This window comes from Martinezella sp. CNPSo 3890 (assembly GCF_057784455.1).
This window is the reverse complement of record NZ_JBXSOR010000007.1, coordinates 1-18,473: the sequence shown is the minus strand read 5'-3', so window position 1 is coordinate 18,473 and position 18,473 is coordinate 1. Positions and strand designations below refer to the sequence as shown.

Genomic DNA, 18,473 nt, shown 5'->3' with positions numbered 1-18,473 from the left:
ATTCATGTCGTCAACGCCTCGATTCCGCCATCGATCCTTCCTTGCCGTGCTTGCAGCCGGGCTCGCGGCATTTCCGTTGCTGGCCGCAGCGCAATCAGGCAACAGTGATACGTCGCTGCCCGGTGTTTCGCAGCCGGCGGAGAAGGGCGCGCGTCCCGATGACAACGCACAAACCGACGACGACACAACTGTGCCGGCTGCGCCGCAGCATAACGACAATGTCATGACGCGGCCTTTGGGCGCCGATGCCGGCACCTTCAAGACCGAAAAGATTCAGCCGGGCGCCGAGCCGAAAGCTGACAGCGACATCAAGCCATCCCAGGGTGTCGGGGTTTTCGAGCGCATGGGGGCAAACTTGCCCGACCTGCCGCCGGAAAAGCCCTTCACCGGCAAGGTGGACGATGCTTATGGCGCCTTCCAGCGCGGCTATTACCTGACCGCCTTCCAAAAAGCATTGCCGCGGGCGCAGCTTGGCGATCCGGCCGCACAGACCTTGATCGCGGAGCTGATGGCACAGGGCCTGGGCGTTAAACGCGACACGAAGGACGCCGCCTTCTGGTACGGCAAGGCGGCCGAGGGCGGCGATCCCACGGCGATGTTCAAATACGCGCTGATCCTGATGGAAGGGCGCGATGTGCCCCGCGATCAGAAGAAGGCCGACGACTGGATGAAGAAGGCGGCCGATGCGGGTCAGCCTTCGGCGGAATTCAACGTAGCCCAGATGCTGACGGCGGAAAATCCTGGCCCCAAGGGCCTGCAGATGGCGCTTCCCTATTATGAGAAATCTGCCGAGCAGGGCATCGCCGACGCGCAATATGCCGTGTCGCAGCTCTATCTCAACCTTCCCGACCTGCCGCCGGAAAAGAAAGCGCGTGCGCGGGAATGGCTGTCGCGTGCCGCCAATGCCGGCTTCGATACCGCACAGCTCGACATGGGCATCTGGCTGATCAACGGCACCGGCGGCGCACAGGATCTCGAAAACGGCTTCAACTGGATGAGGGTTGCAGCCTATCGCGGCAACGTCGTTGCGCAGAACAAGCTGGCGCATCTTTATATCAACGCCATCGGCACGAAGCAGGATCCGGTGGCGGCCGCTACCTGGTATGTCATTTCCCGCCGTGCCGGCCTGAAAGACCCCGAGCTCGAGGATTTCTATCAAGGGATCGAGGACTATCAGCAGAAGGCAGCTATCGACGCAGCCAACAAGTATCGGCGCGCGCGATAATAAAGTGTCGGATTGAGCCTTGGCGGAGCTGATCTGAGGTCAGTTTGCGTCTGCCATGGTCTCGCCACTTGAAATTCCCCCGATTTTATGGTCTTGAGGCCGCCAATCTTTATTTCCGCTGACGCTCCCGCTCCGTCGGGGCCTGCTTTCAGGCCCGATCAGCGCTTTCTGCATTACCCAAGGAAACCCGATGGCCCGTTCTGCTCTTCTCAATGTCATGGTTCAGGCTGCCCTCAAGGCAGGCAAGTCGCTCAGCCGCGATTTCGGCGAAGTGCAGAACCTGCAGGTTTCGGTGAAGGGACCGGGCGATTTCGTCAGCCAGGCGGATCTGAAGGCGCAGAAGATCATCCGCGACGAGCTGCTGAAGGCACGCCCGACCTATGGTTTCCTCGGCGAGGAAGGTGAAGAGGTCAAGGGCACGGATGGCGCTCATCGCTGGATCGTCGATCCACTCGACGGTACCACCAATTTCCTGCACGGCATTCCGATGTTTGCCGTTTCGATCGCGCTTGAGCGCAATGACGAGATCGTCGCCGGCGTCATCTTCAATCCGGCGACCGACGAACTCTATACGACCGAACGCGGCGGCGGCGCATTCCTAAACGATCGTCGCCTGCGCGTCGCCTCGCGCCGTGTGCTGTCGGACAGCGTCATCGGCTGCGGCGTTCCGCATCTTGGCCGCGGCAATCACGGCAAGTTCCTAGTCGAGCTGCGCCATGTGATGGGCGAAGTCGCGGGCGTGCGCCGTCTCGGTTCCGCATCGCTCGATCTTGCCTATGTCGCTGCCGGCCGCTTCGACGGCTTCTGGGAAACCGGCCTGTCTCCCTGGGATATTGCAGCCGGCATTCTGCTGATCCGCGAAGCCGGCGGTTTCGTCTCGGATTTCCATGGCGGCACGGACATGCTCGGCACCAATTCGATCATCTGCGGCAACGAGCATATCCAGAAAGCACTCGCCGAAGTGGTTAAGCGACCGATCCCGACGAAGTAAGCCATTCCTCCGTTCGCTTTTTCGAATGACAAAACAGTCTGTTGCCAACGGACTGTTTTGTGCTTTCCGTCTCTTCAATTCGGCACAATGTTGCTCTAGTCTCCGCCTGCGGAAGATGCGGTGTCGGAGCGTGTGATGGAAAATGTGAATCTGTCGGATCTCGGATCGACCGACAACGTATCGGGAAATTACGCCTACAAGCTTTCCAGCCCGATGGCTTTCTTCTGGACGATGGTTCTTTTCCTGGTCATCGTCGGCTTCATCGTGGCAATCCTTTTCCGCCAGGCGCAGGTCGCCTTCCTGCACAATCCCGGCCTCAATGGCCTGATCGTCGGCGTTTTGGTCGTCGGCATCCTCCTGGTCTTCAACCATGTGCTGATGCTGAGGCCGGAGGTTCGCTGGTTCAATCATTTCCGTGCCGTCGGCAATGCGGACAAGGTCGGCCGCAATCCGCGGCTGCTGGCGCCGATGCGGGCGCTGCTCGGCAACCGCCGGGCGATGCAGCTCTCCACCGCGACGCTGCGCTCGATCCTCGATTCGATCGCCACGCGTCTCGACGAATCGCGCGATACCTCGCGCTATCTCATCGGTCTGCTCGTCTTTCTCGGCCTTCTCGGCACTTTCTGGGGTCTGATCGGCACGATCGGCTCGATCAACGACGTCATCCAGGGCCTCGATGCCGGCACCGGCGACACCGGCGATATTCTGAGCGCCCTGAAGACCGGGCTTTCCGGCCCGCTGGTGGGCATGGGTACGGCCTTCTCGTCGTCCCTGCTCGGCCTTTCCGGCTCGCTGATCCTCGGCTTCCTCGACCTGCAGGCGGGCCGCGCGCAGAACCGCTTCTATACCGAGCTCGAAAACTGGCTTTCCTCCGTTACCGATGTCGGTTCCGACCTCACGCCTGTCATCGAAAGCGCGGCCGGTGCTTCCTCGGAAGATGTGCGGGCGCTGTCGGACTATCTGCGCAAGATCGCGGAGGAGGGCGGCGGCCAGCGTTCGGTGACCGCCATGGCAAACCTTGCCGAAGGCATTCAGGGCCTGGTCAAGAACATGCGCAACGAACAGCAGATGCTGCGCGATTGGATCGAGGCGCAACAGGAAGAGGCGAAATCGATGCGCCGCACGCTCGATCGCCTCGCAGACCGGATCAGCCATACCGAGAAGACCGGGAGCAAGTAGGCCATGGCGCTCGCCCGCAACCGACGCCATCAGAGAAGCGTCGACTACTGGCCCGGCTTCGTCGACGCGTTGTCCACGCTGCTGATGGCGATCATGTTCCTGCTGACGGTATTCGTCGTTGGCCAGTTCATCCTCAGCCGTGAGATTTCGGGGCGCGACGAGGTGCTCAATCGGCTCAACAGCCGCATCAACGATCTGGTGCAGCAGCTGGCGCTGGAGAAGGGCGGCAAGCAGGATCTGGAGGATGCCGTCGCCAATCTGCAGGCGTCGCTGTCCTCTGCGGAGACAGAGCGCTCGCGGCTGCAAGCCCTGCTTGCAGCAGGCTCGGGCAGCAGCCAGGCCGCGGAAAAGCGGGCTGGATCGCTTTCGCAGGAGCTTGACGAGCAGAAGCAGGTGAGCGCGCGGGCAATGAGCCAGGTCGATCTGCTCAACCAACAGATTGCCGCCCTGCGCAGCCAGATCGCCGCTATCGAAGCTGCCCTTCAGGCTTCCGAGGCAAAGGATCAGTCATCGCAGGTGAAGATCGCCGATCTCGGCCGGCGGCTGAATGTGGCACTGGCGCAGCGTGTGCAAGAGCTGAACCGCTATCGTTCCGACTTCTTCGGGCGCCTGCGCGAAATCCTTTCCGACCGCGATAACATCCGCATCGTCGGCGACCGCTTTGTGTTCCAATCGGAAGTGCTGTTCCCCTCGGGTGCCGCGGATCTCAATCCCGCCGGTCAGGCAGAGATGGCCAAGCTTGCTGCAGCACTGATCGATCTTGCCAAGGAAATCCCGCCTGAGATCAACTGGGTGCTACGTGTCGATGGCCATACCGACAATGTGCCGCTGTCGGGCAGCGGACGCTATGCGGACAACTGGGCGCTCTCCTCGGCGCGTGCCATTGCCGTCGTGAAGTTCCTGATCTCGCAAGGCGTTCCCGCCGACAGGCTCGTCGCCGCCGGCTTCGGCGAATTCCAGCCGATCGCACCCGGCGATACACCTGAGGCACGCGCCACCAACCGGCGCATCGAGCTGAAACTGACGGAGAAATAGGGTGCGGCGGCCCAGAGCTGGCTCAATCAGCTGGCGCGATGGATCTTAATGATCTCGGGAGCCGCAGCGTCCATGAACATATAGGCCCGGCCAAGCAGCGCTTGCTTACCGAAGTCGTCGAACTTGTTCGGTCCTTGCGGTGTGATCAGCACTTCCGATTCCGCTAGCCCTTCAAGGTGATGCTGCTCTATTTCTGGCCAATGCGCCCGTGCGACGTCATGTAGCACGACGTTCATCGCTGGGTGATTGTAGCGGACCAGAATGTTGCCATCGTCCATCGACAGCGGATTCATATCGGGATGAGAGTTAAAGATGGTGGAGAGGGTCGTCAGCGAGAACGACTTGGCATCTTTGTCGTTTAACCCCTGCTTCAACACGACACAGGTGCCATTGCGGAAGACTGAAAAGTCGCGCTTCCCGTCCAAATAATAGGAGATTCGCTCTATTACCTTGTCGGTTGGCTGCCGAAAGGACGGTTTCCACTGCGGAACCGGCGGAAAGTTCTCATTTTTCGTCACTGCGGCGTGACCTTTGCCAACACCGACTAAAGCAAGCGCGATGAAAGCAACGGATCCGGTGACAAAGGAACGTCGATGCACTTTCCTATCCCTTCGTTTGTGTCGTATCCATTCTATGGAATTGTTTACATTAGGTTGTAATATGCCGTCTAGACATTCGACAAGCTAAGCGCGATCAGAGGGCAATTAGCTTCTTCTGCAACCAATCGCGTACAACATTGCTCTCGCTCAAGCCGATTGCCATCCGGTAGGCCGCGACGGCACCTTTCGTATCCCCCGCCTCGGCTAGCAGATGCGCACGCACCGCCCAATAGGGCTGGTAGCTGTTGAAATCGCGCTCGGCCATCTGATTCAGATGACGTAATCCGACCGCCGGACCTTGCACCCTGCCTGTGACGGCCGCATGGCTGACACGGGCGCCGACGGTCGGTTTCATCATCACCAGCGCCTCATAGAGCTTGGCAAGGGCCGCCCAGTCGGTGATACCAGAGCGTCGTCGGTCGGCATGTACGGATTGAATGGCGGCCTGGCACTGGAACGGGCCGAAATGGCCGGATGCTCCGGCTTGCCGCAACAGCCTGTCGGCCTCGGCGATCATCTCGGCGTTCCAGAGAGCCGTATCCTGCTCGTCGAGGGGGACATACTGTCCCGCAGCACCCCGCCGCGCCTCGCGCCGCGCCTCGCTGTAGAGCATCAGCGACAGCAAGCCAGCGACTTCCGGTTCCTGGGGCAGGGTTGCCAGCAGGGTGCGGCCGAGCCAGATGGCTTCGTCGGCGAGGGAGCCTTGCTTGCCGCTCTCTCCGTCGACCCCATCCCAGCCGAGGCCATAGGCGGCATAGATTGCCGAGAGCACACTCTCCAATCGGTCTGGCAAGGCGGGTCGGTCCGGAACGATGAAAGGGATGTGTGCATCGCGGATCTTGATTTTTGCCCGCACCAGCCGCTGGCTCATCGCCTGCGGCGAAACGAGGAAGGCCTTGGCTATGGTTGCGGCATCCACGGCCAATACCGATTGCAGCATCAGCGGGGTGTGAGCCGAGCGATCCAAAGCCGGATGGGCGCAGACGAAGAGGAGCTTCAGACGCTCATCTGGAAAGGTGGAATTGTCGGCATTCATGCGTTCCTCCGCTTCTTCGAAGGCCATCATGATCCTGTCGCGCGCTCCGGCCCTGACGCTTTCGTGCCTGACCCGGCGAAGGAGGTTACGCTTGGCTACAACCAGCAGCCAGGCTTCCGGATTGTCGGGGATGCCGCGTTCCGGCCAGGTACTCAGCGCTGCAGCGATCGCATCGGACAAAGCATCCTCGGCCGCCGGCACGTCGCGGAAGCGTGCGGCGAGAAAGGCAATCAGCTTGCCATAGGATTGACGCGCCGTTTGCTCGGCGGCGCGTCCGGCATCTAGCGTCATTTGGTGGCTACATCTGCAGTCGCGGCCGTATCTCAACCGAACCTTGCTGGGAGATCGGTACGCGTAGCGCCCATTCCAGCGCGGCATCGAGATCCGGCACGTCGATCAGGTAGAAGCCGCCAAGCTGCTCCTTACCTTCAGGGAAGGGACCGTCCTTTACCTCATGGTCCTCGCCCTGGCGACGGACGACCGTTGCCGTTTCCGGCGCCGTCAATCCCGCGCCCCCCGTCATGATGCCGGCCTGGATAAGGGCCTGCGTATAGGCGACCCAGCCGTTCTTATAGGTCGGATCGGCACGACGCCCAAAATCCTCGGCTGATTCACGAATAATCAAAGCATATTGCATGAGAAAAGTCTCCCATTTGCAGTTTTGACGATGGCCGAACGGCATAACCTGCAAAGCTGAATGCCGGAATATACAACACCGCTGGCAAAACGGCTTCCTGCCGCTTCGATATGATGAGCCGTGAGCCTGCGTGAATTCGACACTCGCGGAAAGATTTTTTGAAATTTGTGGCCGAAAAATCAAACGGCCGGCATGCCCGAAGGGCAGCCAGCCGTTGATGGCTTTGCAGCGAGTGCGTGACGCGAGAATTATGCGGTGGCGGTGGTCTGGTCGTCGATGACGGCGCCGCCGACGTGGGCCTTGATCGATTCGATGGCATGCAGGGCCGAGGCCTTCGCCTTATAGCCTTCCGAACCGAACATGGTTTCACCGTTCGAGGCCTTGAAGCGGAAGCGAAACTCGCCAGCCTTGTCCTTGTAGACTTCAAATTTATACATGGTTCTCGTCTCCTAGAATCGCGTCAGCGCGGGATAACGCTGAAAATCTAGCTCAACTTTGAAACTATTTCTACAAGGTTGTATTTGGCACGACTTGCGCGATTATCGCTATTTCGCAATGAGCATATGCTCCTCGATGCCGGCATCGAATTGCAGGCGGGCGAGCTTCGCATAGATCCCGCCGTGGCGTATCAGGCTCTGGTGCGTGCCTTCCTCGACGATACGGCCCTGATCCAGCACCAGAATGCGGTCGGCCTTGAGGACGGTCGCTAAGCGATGAGCGATGACGAGGGTCGTGCGCCCTTCCATCAAGCCCTCCAGGGCCTTCTGAACGAGCGTCTCGCTTTCGGCATCGAGAGCGGAGGTTGCTTCATCGAGCAGCAGGATTGGCGCATTCTTCAGGATCGCGCGGGCAATGGCAACGCGCTGGCGCTGGCCGCCTGAAAGGGTGACACCGCGCTCGCCGACCTGCGTATCATAGCCTTGTTCAAGGCGTGAAATGAACTCGTCCGCCTGCGCGGCGATCGCGGCGGCGCGCACTTCGTCGCGCGAAGCGCCAGGGCGGCCGAAGGCGATGTTGTCATGAATGGAGGCTACGAAGATGGTGGTGTCCTGAGGGACAATTGCGATGCGCTCACGCAGGGCATCTGGCAGCACATCGCGCGCATCGACACCATCCAGGGCGACGCGGCCCTTTTGTGGATCGTAAAAGCGCAGCAGCAGCGAAAAGATGGTGCTCTTGCCGGCGCCCGACGCGCCGACGATTGCGACCGTCTCCCCCGGCTTCACGGAGAAGGAGAGCCCATGCAGCGCCGATCTGTTTGGTCGTGACGGGTAGGAGAAGTGGACGTCGGAAAATTCCACGCGACCCTGCGGCGGCTGCGGCAAGGGCAGGGGATTGGTGGGGGCGGCAATGGGAGACACTTCGGCAAGCAACTCGCCCAGGCGATCGGCAGCACCTGCGGCCTGAGAGAGCTCGCCCCAGACTTCCGACAGCGAGCCCAGCGAAGAGCCAGCGATGACGGAATAGAGGAGAAACTGGCCAAGCGTGCCGGCAGACATGGTGCCGGCAAGCACATTCTGCGCCCCGACCCAGAGAACCGCGACGATGCTGCCGAAGACCATGGCAATGGCGAAGCCCGTCAGCAGCGAGCGGGATTTAATCGCCGCGCGCGCCGCCTGATAGGCATCCTCGACGGCGCTGCCATAGCGCTGGGCCGCGGCGTTCTCGCCATTATAGGCCTGAATGGTGCGGTTGGCCGCGATGGTCTCGTTGGCATAGGCGGATGCCTGCGCCAGTGTCTCCTGCGCGGCACGCGAGCGCTTGCGCACGGAACGGCCGAAACTGACAAGCGGCAGGACAATGATCGGGATCGCGATCAGCACGATGCTCGAGAGCTTCGGACTGGTGACGATCATCATGATCACCGCGCCGAGACAGAGAATGAGATTGCGCAGCGCGACGGAGGCGGTGGCGCCGACGGCGGACTTGATCTGCGTCGTATCCGCCGTCAGCCGCGAGACGATCTCGCCGGATTGATTGACGTCGAAGAAGGAGGGCGACAGCCGCGTCACGTGGTCGAAGACCTCGCGGCGCATATCGGAGACGATGCGCTCGCCGATGGATATGACGAAGTAATAGCGCAGCGCGCTTGCAGCCGCGAGCAACAGGGCCATGATCATGATCGCTACGAAGTAGCTGTCGATCAGGCCGCGGTCGGCCTGATCGAAGCCGTGATCGATCATGCGGCGGACGGCGACCGGCAAGGCGAGCGATGTAACGGCGGCGATGACGAGCGATATGATTGCGCCTGCCACCATGCCCCGATATCGCCTGAGGTATGGCGCCAGTCGTCCGAGAGGACGGATCGAACGGTTTTTCTTTTCCTCAGCCTGGCCAGTCTCTGACAAGTCGTCTCCAATCCCCATATCAGCAAGGGACTCGACGTTTTCGCCCCTTGTTATCGCCGCTGCCTTCATGTATAGGCACGCCATCTTAATTGGAAGCCGTGGCCTTTAACGGACTGCGGCTTCATTTATTCAATCGGTTCGGTTGCCGCAATGCCTTGCGACAAATGGACCCTGGCATGACAGGAAGATTGTTATGAAGGCCAACATCCATCCCGACTACCACACCATCAAGGTGGTCATGACCGACGGCACCGAATATGAAACCCGCTCGACCTGGGGTTCTGAAGGCGCTGTCATGAACCTCGAAATCGACTCCAAGTCCCATCCGGCTTGGACCGGCGGCAACCAGCAGATGATGGACCGTGCCGGCCGCGTTTCGAAGTTCAACAAGCGCTTCGGCGGTCTCGGCATCTAATCGCATTGCGATTTGCCGCTTGAAAAAGCCCGGTTTTGCCGGGCTTTTTTGCGTTGATACAGAGCCTCGCACCCTCATCGCACACGTCGCAGGTAATCCGCGCGATCGAACGGATTTGCCGCTGCGCGCTCCCGTACACGGTGCGGACCCGATAAGGGCATATGGTGATCGAAGGCGTGCTCCAGGACGCCGGCTCCGCCCGACAATCCCGGCAATTGCCTTTGGATCGTGTGGATCATCGATGATGCCACCGTGCCCTCCAGTCGTGCGATACCATCGTCGATCAGCGATCTTCTCATCGATGCGCCGGATTTCGCGAGCAGGCTGTGCACGCCAGCCAACGCCGTTGCCGGTATCTCGACGTGAAAATGCTCGATAGGCTCGCATAGGATCGTCTGTGCGGATGAAAGCGCGGATGCGAGCACCAGCGGCGTCAGCTTGCGGAAGTCGACCGCCGTGCTCGCCGGCGAACTTTGCCGCGCCGCCGTCATGGCGACGTGGCAATCGATGATCTGCCAGCCGAAAAGACCTTCCTTGAGCGTTTCGAACGCAGCTTCCTCGACTGCCCGATAGAAGCTTGCCGGCATCTGGCCGACATCCACCTCGAGGGCAAAGCTGTTTCCGCTGCCTTCCGGCCGTGGCTCGACGCGCAATCCGACGGTTGCGAGAAACGGATTGGGCTCCTTGAATATGTGCTCAACCGCGCTTCCCGTTCCAGCCGGCCTTTCGACATAGATGACGGTGCTTTCCTCGAAGGCGATGTCGAGGCCGAACTCGGTCGAGAGGGTTGCCTGGATGACCTCCTTCTGCACTTCGCCATAGAGCGAGACATATATGTCGCCTGTTTCCTCATTGGCGCGCAGGTTGATGAGCGGATCCTGCTCTGCAAGTTGCCCCAGAGCCAGCCAGAGTGCTGCGTTTTCAGACGGGCGCAGGGCGCGAATGCGAGTTTCCAAGGTCGGCGGCGCGAAGTGGCGAAGCGTGCCGGGCGGCCCTTCGATGCCGATCCAATCTCCGATACGGGCATTTGCGAGCCCGCCGACCTTGGCGATCTGCCCCGCGTGAACCTGCGAAACCTTGTCCGCTTTGCCATCGCGGAAAAGCTGAAGACTGCCGATCTTCGCCGAGCCGCGAGGAGTTTCGATATCATCTCGAAGGTTGATCGTGCCCGATGCCAGATAGAGGTAGGCGAGCTTCTCGCCGCCCCACCCGCGTTCAATCTTGAAGATCGTCCCGGAAACCGGGTCGTCATGGTTCGGCTGCCGGCTCGGCAGCAGGGTTTCGATTGCCGAGATCAAGGCAGAGATCCCGAGACCCCGCGTCGCCGCACCGGCAAATGCCGGATGGATAGAGGACTTCGCTACCTGATCGGCCAAGGCTTGTTCCAGCCTCTGTCGTGTCAGGCGCTCGGGAGCCAGAACATAATCTTCTAGCAAAGCCTCGTCGTTGATTGAAAGTGCTTCACACAGGCGCGAGAAATGCGGATCGCCGCCGAGATCGGCAGCTTCCACTGTGGCGAGCCTGCTGCCGGCAGCATGGACGATCGACATTGCAATGGGGCGAACCGCCAGCTGGGTCGCCATATCCTCAAGCACCTCATCATAGCGTGCGCCGAGGCGGTCGACCTTGTTGACGAAGAATATGAAGGGTATCCCGAGGCGTCGCAATGCTTTCACAAGCACGCGCGTCTGTGGCTGCACGCCCTCGACTGCCGATACGACGACCACGGCCGCATCGAGCAGCTGCAGCACCCGTTCGATCTCGGCGATGAAGTCGGGATGGCCCGGCGTGTCGATGAGGTTCACCATCACATCACCGATGGTAAAGGAAACCACAGCGGCGGCGATGGTGATGCCGCGTTGTCTTTCGAGTTCGAGACTATCGGTCTGCGTGCTGCCAGCGTCGACGCTGCCGAGTTTGTCGATTATGCCGGTGTCAAAAAGGAGCCGTTCCGTGAGGCTAGTCTTGCCCGCGTCTACATGGGCGAGGATGCCCAGATTCAATGTGCGCATGGTTCATCATCTTCTCAGAATTTCGGATTTGATTTTCGTGAGAAGTGAGTCGGCGCATTGGGTCCTCCACGCACATTCGATATTGGCCTGCTCCTCCCTTGAGAGAAGCACGCACTCTTTTTTACAGAGGTTTCACGGAATCCGTCAAGTTAGGCCCAGCTTCAACTTCAGGCCTAACTCTGCGCACGGCTTTTCGGAGCGCTGGATGATTGCTCAAAACAAAACCGGCCACGTCAGGCGCGGCCGGTTTGAAATCATTGCGGATTGTCTGAAGCTCAGTTGCCGCCAAATGCGGTCTGCAGCAGGGTTAGCTGTGCCTTGACGCTGTTCTGGTTGTCCGGAACGATAGCAGCTTCCGTCGGGCGGTAGATTTCGCGATCGAGAATGGCAACGCGGTTCTGCAGGCGCAGCGAACGCTCCACGAGATCACGGAAGGATTCCGGCAGGTCATTCCAGCCCGGCGCATTGCGGTCGACGTTGAAGCCGTCGAGGCGAACCTTGTTCTTTTCGGCCAATACCTGATCGCGCGACATTTCGCCATTGTTGACGGCGCGCTGCAGCAGCAGCCAGGAGGCCATCTGCATCAGACGGGTGGTCAGCCGCATGGATTCGGCGGCATAAAGCACGGAGGCCATGCGCGGCAGAACTTTGGAAGCGGCGCGGCCTTGGCCGTCGAGATAACCGGCGGTTTCTTCGACCAGCGACATGCCTTCAGAATAAAGCGCCCTGAACTGCGCCGACGATGCGGCGTGGCCAGCAAAGCTGATCGTGTTCAACCCAAGTTCCGACATCGAATAAATCCCTGCTTCACGCAACACTTTTGTTCAGGAAAAGCCGGTCAAGTCCCTAAGAGCTTTCGGCATCCGCTTTTATGACTTTAAGATGGTTGTTTTAACTGAAATTCGCAAGGCGATTCTTAAGAAAGGGTTAATCTCCACAGTTTCGGCGAGGTCCGCGATACAGGACAAAAAAGAAGAGCCGCAAAAGCGGCTCTCAAGGTAAAACAGGGAGAAAAATCAGACCAATTCGCCAAGTGGAGGAACTGTCTGAGTCCAGAGCGAATCTGGATGGTCATAGTAATATGTCGTAAAGCTTAATATTGAGTTGACCATGCCTTGATCCTGGACTCCCCCGCACGGATTTCGTGCTATGGCAAGCCACCTTGGAACGGTGCGTCAGAAGCGGAAAAGACTATCCGCCGCCTTTCGGCCGGAGGTCTTGGTGGCGATTTCCTCTTCCAGCCGGGCTATCTCGCCCTGAAGCAATGCGACGCGACTTTTCAGCTCGTCCACCGACAGTAACGACAGGTCACTACCGATCTCATGGGCGGACGGCTGCTTGGGACGATCATCATCGAATAGGCTCATTTCGGCTCCTCCTTTCCCTTGTCGAGGGATCAGGTGCCGTAATTTACAGTTATATCGTCCTTTTTTGAAGTCTCGCTGCGCGCGAGCGCCATGCTCTCCGGCGTGATCATCTGCGCGTTGGCCGACGGCATGGTCGTATAGGCGTCGCGATCGCCCGCCGGCTTTGCGGCACGCATGCGGCTGCGGAAGATCGAATAGGAGGTAATCAGCACATGGGCGATGGCGGTGACGAAGAACAGCGAGTAGGGGCCGATGGAGGACATGACCGGGCCACTCAGCGTCGGCCCTATGATTGTGCCGATGCCATAGAGCAGCAGCAGGCCGCCCGACACCTTGACGAAATCCTCCGGCGCGGCGAAGTCATTGGCATGGGCGACGGCAATCGGATAGAGGGTGTTGGCGACGGCGCCGTAGATGACGACCATGCTGATGAGGAAAGCCGGGCTGCCCGGCTTCAACAGGAAGAGCAGCAGGCCGTCGAGGGCTGCGATTGCAGCCATGCCCGCAAGCACGTAGCGGCGGTCGATGCGATCGGACAGGCGGCCGGCCGGCAGCTGCATCACGGCGCCGGCAAAGATGGTCGAACTCATCATCAGCGCGATATCGCCTTCTGAAAGGCCGGCCTTGGCGCCGAAGACGGCGCCAAGCGTGCCGTATGCGCCATTGGCGATGCCGACGAGCAGGATGCCGATCGAGGCGACCGGCGAATTGCGGTAGAGCGCTCTCAGGTCGAGGCTGACGGCCTTCAGCGGCTGCGGCGAGGCGGCGGTCGACAGCGTGGTCGGCAGCATGGCGATACAATAGCAGATGCCGCACACCATGAAGAGGATGGGCGTATGGACATCGGCGAAGGGCACCATCATCTGGCCGGCGACGGCGCCGATGAGGGTGATGCCGATATAGAGCGAGAAGATCGCACCACGGCTTTCATTGGTGGCGCGTTCGTTGAGCCAGCTTTCGATGATCATCGAAGTGCCGGCCGTGCAGAAGCCGGTCACCGCGCGCAGCGCCACCCACCAGATGGGGTCGACGATAATGCCGGTCAAAAGCGCGATAATGGCGATGACGGAGATGAAGCCCGAAAAGGCACGCACATGGCCTATGCGCCGGACCAGTTTCGGCGCCGTCAGGCAGCCGAGCACGAAGCCCGTCGCCCAGGTGGTGCCGAGCAAACCGAGCGTCGTCGTCGCATAGCCTTCGGCCGTGCCGCGCACGGGCAGCAGCAGGCTGTGCAGGCCATTGCCCGTAAACAGGAACAGCGTGCCGAACAGCAGAGCGAGTACCGGCAATATGTTTCTTTTCATGCTCCCCACCTTCATGCCGCTCCATTTAAGGAGCCGAAAGACAGGATCGTGCCCTGCCTGCATTCGCTATTGATTGTGTCCCGGATTGCCGCTATCGGCCTGTAGAAACAGTCTGTTGGCGCGGAAAAATGTCCGTCCTATGACGATTAGAGCATGATCGCGAAAGGCGTGCAGCGGTTTTTGGTCGCGGCTGCCCTCACTCTTGCATAAACGGGGAAAAATAGCGTGACAAAAGCCATAGCGATGCTGCTTCTGCTCGCCATGGTGGTGCACATCATCAAGCCTTTGGGGCTGCCGGGCCTGAGGCGCAGGGCCGATTTTTGGAAGATCGCTATCTTCGCCTTTGCCGTCTGGACCGTGGCGCTCGTTATCAACGAGGTGTTTTAGCGCATTTTAGGCTAAATTCAGGGCTTCAGCGCCGCCACGCGCGGCTGCCTAAAGTTGGATCTCTCCGCGCATGAGGGAGACGCAGCTGCCCGACAGCAAGACTTCGTTTACCGTGCCGGCAGATTTCCTGACATCAACGCCGATAAGGCTGCGTCTTCCCATCTCCACGCCCTGTTCGATAGTGATTTTCACCTCCGCATCCTGTGCCGGCAGCAGGGAAGTCAGATAGGCGCCGATCGCGGCAGAGGCGCTGCCGGTCGCCGGGTCTTCCGTGACATTGTCGAGCGGGGCAAACATGCGGGCGCGAATAGCCCACGGATTTTCTGCCGAGCGCACATAGAGAAAGAGCGAAAAGCCGGTCTTGTCTTCCTTGTGGCGTGCGGCCGCTTCAGCAAAAACGGCGGCGTTCGGCCATGCCTTGGCGAGCGTTTCGAGGCTATCCAGCTCTGCGAAGGCGAAAGGCAGGCCGACGGACGCGAAAGTCGGCGCATGGGTTGTGTGGCGGATCGATTGCGGATCGATCTGCACGCAAGCGGCAATCAGTTCGTCGGCAATGGTTTCGCCGATCGTAAGCCTGCCCGGTGCGCGGATGCTTGCGCCGGAGACGCCGCCACCGTTGCGCAACAACATTACCTCGACAAGCCCGGCATCCTCTTCGAAGATCAGCCTATCGCTTATGGATTTTCCGAAGATCGCTTGCTGCTGGCCGAGGACGAAGGCGGTGCCGACATTGGGATGGCCGGCAAAAGGGATTTCGGCCGTGGGCGTGAAGATGCGGACGCGGGCCGTATGCTCCGGGTTTTCCGCCGGCAGCACGAAGGTCGTTTCCGAATAACCGAACTCGGCTGCAATCTTCTGCATGGCGCTGCTGCTGAGGCCACGCGCATCCGGGATGACGGCCAGCGGATTGCCGACGAAGCGTTCGGATGTGAAGACATCGACGGTGACATAGGCGACGGTGTTCATGACGGCTCCCGGCAGCTTTGGTGGAACTGCCAGGATTTAGCCGCTGCTCGGGCAAGCTTGAAAGCCGGAACTTGTGTCCGTGACAAGTTGGCTAACGGTTCTGGCGAAGATAGCCTCTTATCCCAACCCCTTCTCCCCAACGGGAGAACGGGTTTCTGCAGCACGCGTGAAGATCGCTTCAATTGCTCTGGAACTGTTTGAGCACGCTGGACCAGAGCTCGACGAGCTCGGCACTGCCGGCATCGCCGGGCTTCGCACGGACCGCAGTGTGTACGAGAACCAGATGTGTCGTCGGGTCGACCAGGATGCGCTGGCCGGCTTTGCCGTCAAGGAAAAACGTTCGGCGCGGACCGGGCATCAGCCAGGTCTGATAGCCGTAGCCCCAAGGGTTCGTTTCGTGATTGACCGCCAGGAACGAACCTTGCTTGACCGGCTCCGTGGCATCCAACAGCCATTGGCGGGGTATGATCTGCCGGCCGTTCAAGGCGCCGTCATGCGCGAGCAGCAGGCCAAAGCGGGCATAATCGCGAAGTGTCGCGCTGAAGCAGCAGTAGCCGACCTCTTGGCCGGTGCTGTCGACCTGCCAGTTCGCGCTGGCTTCCGCACCCATCGGCTGCCAGATGCGGGTCTGGAGATAATCCGCCATGCTCATATGGGTGGCGTGAGTCAGGACCAGGCTCAGCCCTTCGGTGTCAAGATTGCTGTAGTGCCACACCGTATCGGGAGGAGCGACCCGCTTGTTGAACCGCGATATGGCCGTAATGGGGTCGAGTTTTTCCGGGCCGAGCAATGAATTGCTGAGATGAACGTTGTCGTCGGGGTTGCCGAAGTTTTCGGTGAAGGCAATGCCGGAGGCCATATGCAGCAATGCGCGGATCGGCGTAACGCCCATCTCTGTGCCTTTCAGCTCCGGCACATAGGTCTCAACAGTATCGTCGATCGAATGGATGGCACCCTCGGAAATCGCAATTCCGATCATCATGGCGGTCAAGGTTTTCGCCATGGATTGCGAGACAAGCCGGTCGCGGTCGGTGCGGCCATATTGGTAATGTTCGAACAGAATCGTGTCGTTGTGGGCAATCAGCAGGCCGGTGGTGGGATTGGTGTCGAGATATTTCGACAAAGAGCCGGTTTCCGTGCCGAACGTGAACTTGACCGAAATCTCGGACGGCGCGCGTAAGAGGGGTAGCGGATGCTCGGCGGCGGTGATCATATGCGTTGGCGCAAGCTTATCGGCGTGACTGAAATTGCCGATCATGTTCCGTTGTTCGCTCAGCGGCAGGCCGACGGGATAGCCGAGTTTCTCACCGTAAGCCTCTGCATCCGGTCCTGTCGCGGAAAAGACGGGAACGGCCGTCTGCAATTGTTGGGCGCGAGAAGTGTCTATTTGTGCAACTAAGAATACAGAAAGAACAGCAACAAAACTGCGCCAGGCAAGCATATGGCAACCCCTCTATTTGGCCCCTTTTATTATAAGTGGGACAATCCAGTGCCGTGTTTTCGTAACATCCATTTGACACGGATTGTTTTCCGATATCACGGCAAGCCTATTCTTGTCATTGTGACAGATGTGACTTGCTCTGTTCTGAACGCCGAGCTGGCTATTCCCCGAAAGCAAAAAAGCCTCGGTCGCATCGCGACCGAGGCTTTTCGTTCATTCGAATACTCAAGTGGTTCAGCTTTTCACAGCGTCATCGAACCGCTCTATCCCTTTGTTTCCACGCAATTCCGCGGAGATTGCAGTATCCTTTTCCCGGAATTGCTCCAGCTGACATCAGGCAGCCTGTTCGCGATCCTTCGTCCAGCTACCCTTGGCGGCGAGATAGTTCATCTCGGCACGATGGGTGAAAGCACGTTGGCCGGCGGCAACGTTTTCCGGCTTGCCGCCCCATGCCTTCAGCGCGCTGTCCTGCAGGGCGCGACCATAGGAGAAGGTCACTTTCCAGGGCAGTTCATAACCGGAGTTGATGGCGGAGAGATGGGCCGTCGCCTCTTCGGTGGACTGGCCGCCGGAGAGGAAGGCGATGCCGGGAACGGCCGACGGAACGGTTTCCTTCAAAACCTTGACGGTGCGTTCGGCGACCTGCTCGACCGAGGCCTTGCGGACCTTCTTGCCGTCGATGACCATGCTCGGCTTGAGGATCATGCCTTCGAGCTTGATGCGGGCTTCTGCGAGTTCCTGGAAGACGATCTGCAGCGTCCAGCGGGTGACTTCCTCGCTGCGATCGAGGCTCTGCGTGCCGGGTTCGCCATCCATCAGCACTTCCGGTTCAACGATCGGGACGATCTTGGCCTGCTGGCAAAGGGCGGCATAACGGGCAAGCGCGTGGGCGTTGGCCTTGATGGCGCCATAGGTCGGCAGCGTATCGGAAACGGCGATCACGCCGCGCCACTTGGCGAAGCGGGCGCCGGCGTCATAATATTTCGCCAGACGATCGGCGAGGCCGTCCAGGCCTTCGGTAACGGTTTCGCCGGGGAAGGCGGCGAGCGGCTTGGCGCCGACATCGACCTTGATGCCGGGAATGCTGTCGGCAGCCTTGATGATATCGACGAAGGGGGTGCCGTCCGCGGCCTTCTGGAAGAGGGTTTCCTCATAGAGGATGACGCCGGAGATGTACTTCTTCATTGCGTCGTCGGAGCGGAAGAGCATTTCGCGATAGTCGCGGCGGCTCTCTTCCGTTGATACGAGAGAGATGGCGTCGAAGCGCTTCTTGATCGTGGCGGTGGATTCATCCGCCGCCAGGAGGCCCTTGCCACCAGCAACCATCTTTACGGCAATGTCTTCAATTCGTTCGCTCATTTTGTTTCTCCAAGGCGATTTCATTCGGCGACAAGAACAATATAGATCGGCGATAACAGAAGTGTAGAAGGAGGGAAATGGCAGGCTAACTAATTGAAACGATTGAAATGATTTCAACCGTTTGAAAGTCTTTCATGTAATCCTAGCACTCATGGAAAAGCCGCGAAAGCTT

Annotated in this window: 18 protein-coding genes; 6 read left to right on the top strand and 12 right to left on the bottom strand. The window is 59.7% G+C overall.

Going from position 1 to position 18,473, the window contains the following annotated elements; all coding sequences use genetic code 11:
* Positions 1-4: 4 nt before the first annotated feature.
* The 4 genes from AC13RC_RS17750 to AC13RC_RS17735 all read left to right on the top strand — a co-directional run bounded on the left by AC13RC_RS17750 (position 5) and on the right by AC13RC_RS17735 (position 4,430).
* A complete protein-coding gene (locus tag AC13RC_RS17750) occupies positions 5-1,225 on the top strand; it encodes a tetratricopeptide repeat protein (protein WP_488557982.1) in 1,221 nt (406 codons plus the stop codon).
* Between the two features lie 190 nt (positions 1,226-1,415).
* A complete protein-coding gene (locus AC13RC_RS17745) occupies positions 1,416-2,216 on the top strand; it encodes an inositol monophosphatase family protein (RefSeq protein WP_112503102.1) in 801 nt (266 codons plus the stop codon).
* 135 nt (positions 2,217-2,351) lie between these two features.
* Positions 2,352-3,395 carry a MotA/TolQ/ExbB proton channel family protein gene (locus tag AC13RC_RS17740; protein ID WP_113355205.1) on the top strand — a complete coding sequence of 348 codons (1,044 nt, stop codon included), beginning with the start codon at positions 2,352-2,354 and terminating at the stop codon, positions 3,393-3,395.
* Positions 3,396-3,398: 3 nt separating this feature from the next.
* Positions 3,399-4,430, top strand: a complete 1,032-nt coding sequence (locus AC13RC_RS17735) for a peptidoglycan -binding protein (protein ID WP_488557981.1) — start codon at positions 3,399-3,401, stop codon at positions 4,428-4,430.
* Positions 4,431-4,456: 26 nt separating this feature from the next.
* Here AC13RC_RS17735 and AC13RC_RS17730 read toward each other — a convergent pair whose 3' ends face one another.
* The 5 genes from AC13RC_RS17730 to AC13RC_RS17710 form a co-directional block, all read right to left on the bottom strand.
* Positions 4,457-5,029: a hypothetical protein gene (locus tag AC13RC_RS17730; RefSeq protein ID WP_488557980.1), complete on the bottom strand. Its 573-nt coding sequence runs from the start codon at positions 5,027-5,029 to the stop codon at positions 4,457-4,459.
* A gap of 94 nt (positions 5,030-5,123) precedes the next feature.
* On the bottom strand, positions 5,124-6,356 hold the full coding sequence (locus AC13RC_RS17725; RefSeq protein ID WP_488557979.1) for an RNA polymerase sigma factor: 1,233 nt from the start codon (positions 6,354-6,356) through the stop codon (positions 5,124-5,126).
* 7 nt (positions 6,357-6,363) lie between these two features.
* Positions 6,364-6,702 carry a YciI family protein gene (locus tag AC13RC_RS17720; protein WP_113330377.1) on the bottom strand — a complete coding sequence of 113 codons (339 nt, stop codon included), beginning with the start codon at positions 6,700-6,702 and terminating at the stop codon, positions 6,364-6,366.
* Between the two features lie 248 nt (positions 6,703-6,950).
* On the bottom strand, positions 6,951-7,139 hold the full coding sequence (locus AC13RC_RS17715) for a YegP family protein (RefSeq protein ID WP_015341032.1): 189 nt from the start codon (positions 7,137-7,139) through the stop codon (positions 6,951-6,953).
* Positions 7,140-7,247: 108 nt separating this feature from the next.
* The gene (locus tag AC13RC_RS17710) at positions 7,248-9,068 is read right to left on the bottom strand and encodes an ABC transporter transmembrane domain-containing protein (RefSeq protein WP_488558087.1); all 1,821 of its coding nucleotides are present in this window, start codon (positions 9,066-9,068) and stop codon (positions 7,248-7,250) included.
* A 175-nt stretch (positions 9,069-9,243) separates the two neighbouring features.
* On the opposite strand from AC13RC_RS17710, the gene rpmE reads away from it, so the two are divergent.
* Entirely contained in the window at positions 9,244-9,465 is a 222-nt protein-coding gene (rpmE, locus tag AC13RC_RS17705) for a 50S ribosomal protein L31 (protein ID WP_034503571.1), read from the top strand.
* 74 nt (positions 9,466-9,539) lie between these two features.
* Here the strand turns inward: rpmE and AC13RC_RS17700 are convergent, their stop codons facing one another.
* The 4 genes from AC13RC_RS17700 to AC13RC_RS17685 form a co-directional block, all read right to left on the bottom strand.
* Positions 9,540-11,477, bottom strand: a complete 1,938-nt coding sequence (locus AC13RC_RS17700; RefSeq protein WP_488557978.1) for a GTP-binding protein — start codon at positions 11,475-11,477, stop codon at positions 9,540-9,542.
* A gap of 275 nt (positions 11,478-11,752) precedes the next feature.
* Positions 11,753-12,268 carry a protease adaptor protein RcdA gene (gene rcdA / locus AC13RC_RS17695; RefSeq protein ID WP_113330375.1) on the bottom strand — a complete coding sequence of 172 codons (516 nt, stop codon included), beginning with the start codon at positions 12,266-12,268 and terminating at the stop codon, positions 11,753-11,755.
* 384 nt (positions 12,269-12,652) lie between these two features.
* Positions 12,653-12,844, bottom strand: coding sequence for a DUF1192 domain-containing protein (locus tag AC13RC_RS17690; RefSeq protein WP_069611864.1), 192 nt, complete (start codon positions 12,842-12,844; stop codon positions 12,653-12,655).
* Positions 12,845-12,873: 29 nt separating this feature from the next.
* Positions 12,874-14,148 carry an MFS transporter gene (locus AC13RC_RS17685; protein ID WP_113330374.1) on the bottom strand — a complete coding sequence of 425 codons (1,275 nt, stop codon included), beginning with the start codon at positions 14,146-14,148 and terminating at the stop codon, positions 12,874-12,876.
* Positions 14,149-14,373: 225 nt separating this feature from the next.
* Here AC13RC_RS17685 and AC13RC_RS17680 point away from each other — a divergent pair, with 225 nt between their 5' ends.
* Entirely contained in the window at positions 14,374-14,535 is a 162-nt protein-coding gene (locus AC13RC_RS17680; RefSeq protein ID WP_488557977.1) for a hypothetical protein, read from the top strand.
* 48 nt (positions 14,536-14,583) lie between these two features.
* Here AC13RC_RS17680 and AC13RC_RS17675 read toward each other — a convergent pair whose 3' ends face one another.
* From AC13RC_RS17675 to AC13RC_RS17665, 3 genes are all read right to left on the bottom strand, one after another.
* Positions 14,584-15,501, bottom strand: coding sequence for a PhzF family phenazine biosynthesis protein (locus AC13RC_RS17675; RefSeq protein ID WP_488557976.1), 918 nt, complete (start codon positions 15,499-15,501; stop codon positions 14,584-14,586).
* A gap of 178 nt (positions 15,502-15,679) precedes the next feature.
* Positions 15,680-16,864, bottom strand: coding sequence for a serine hydrolase domain-containing protein (locus tag AC13RC_RS17670; protein WP_488557975.1), 1,185 nt, complete (start codon positions 16,862-16,864; stop codon positions 15,680-15,682).
* Positions 16,865-17,275: 411 nt separating this feature from the next.
* Positions 17,276-18,301, bottom strand: coding sequence for a class I fructose-bisphosphate aldolase (locus AC13RC_RS17665; RefSeq protein WP_113355191.1), 1,026 nt, complete (start codon positions 18,299-18,301; stop codon positions 17,276-17,278).
* Positions 18,302-18,473 lie beyond the last annotated feature (172 nt).

Coding starts and splice junctions, on each gene's coding strand:
- AC13RC_RS17750 (WP_488557982.1), top strand. CDS start 5: ATGTCGTCAACGCCTCGATTCCGCCATCGATCCTTCCTTGCCGTGCTT.
- AC13RC_RS17745 (WP_112503102.1), top strand. CDS start 1,416: ATGGCCCGTTCTGCTCTTCTCAATGTCATGGTTCAGGCTGCCCTCAAG.
- AC13RC_RS17740 (WP_113355205.1), top strand. CDS start 2,352: ATGGAAAATGTGAATCTGTCGGATCTCGGATCGACCGACAACGTATCG.
- AC13RC_RS17735 (WP_488557981.1), top strand. CDS start 3,399: ATGGCGCTCGCCCGCAACCGACGCCATCAGAGAAGCGTCGACTACTGG.
- AC13RC_RS17725 (WP_488557979.1), bottom strand. CDS start 6,356: ATGACGCTAGATGCCGGACGCGCCGCCGAGCAAACGGCGCGTCAATCC.
- AC13RC_RS17720 (WP_113330377.1), bottom strand. CDS start 6,702: ATGCAATATGCTTTGATTATTCGTGAATCAGCCGAGGATTTTGGGCGT.
- AC13RC_RS17715 (WP_015341032.1), bottom strand. CDS start 7,139: ATGTATAAATTTGAAGTCTACAAGGACAAGGCTGGCGAGTTTCGCTTC.
- AC13RC_RS17710 (WP_488558087.1), bottom strand. CDS start 9,068: ATGGGGATTGGAGACGACTTGTCAGAGACTGGCCAGGCTGAGGAAAAG.
- rpmE (WP_034503571.1), top strand. CDS start 9,244: ATGAAGGCCAACATCCATCCCGACTACCACACCATCAAGGTGGTCATG.
- AC13RC_RS17700 (WP_488557978.1), bottom strand. CDS start 11,477: ATGCGCACATTGAATCTGGGCATCCTCGCCCATGTAGACGCGGGCAAG.
- rcdA (WP_113330375.1), bottom strand. CDS start 12,268: ATGTCGGAACTTGGGTTGAACACGATCAGCTTTGCTGGCCACGCCGCA.
- AC13RC_RS17690 (WP_069611864.1), bottom strand. CDS start 12,844: ATGAGCCTATTCGATGATGATCGTCCCAAGCAGCCGTCCGCCCATGAG.
- AC13RC_RS17685 (WP_113330374.1), bottom strand. CDS start 14,148: ATGAAAAGAAACATATTGCCGGTACTCGCTCTGCTGTTCGGCACGCTG.
- AC13RC_RS17675 (WP_488557976.1), bottom strand. CDS start 15,501: ATGAACACCGTCGCCTATGTCACCGTCGATGTCTTCACATCCGAACGC.
- AC13RC_RS17665 (WP_113355191.1), bottom strand. CDS start 18,301: ATGAGCGAACGAATTGAAGACATTGCCGTAAAGATGGTTGCTGGTGGC.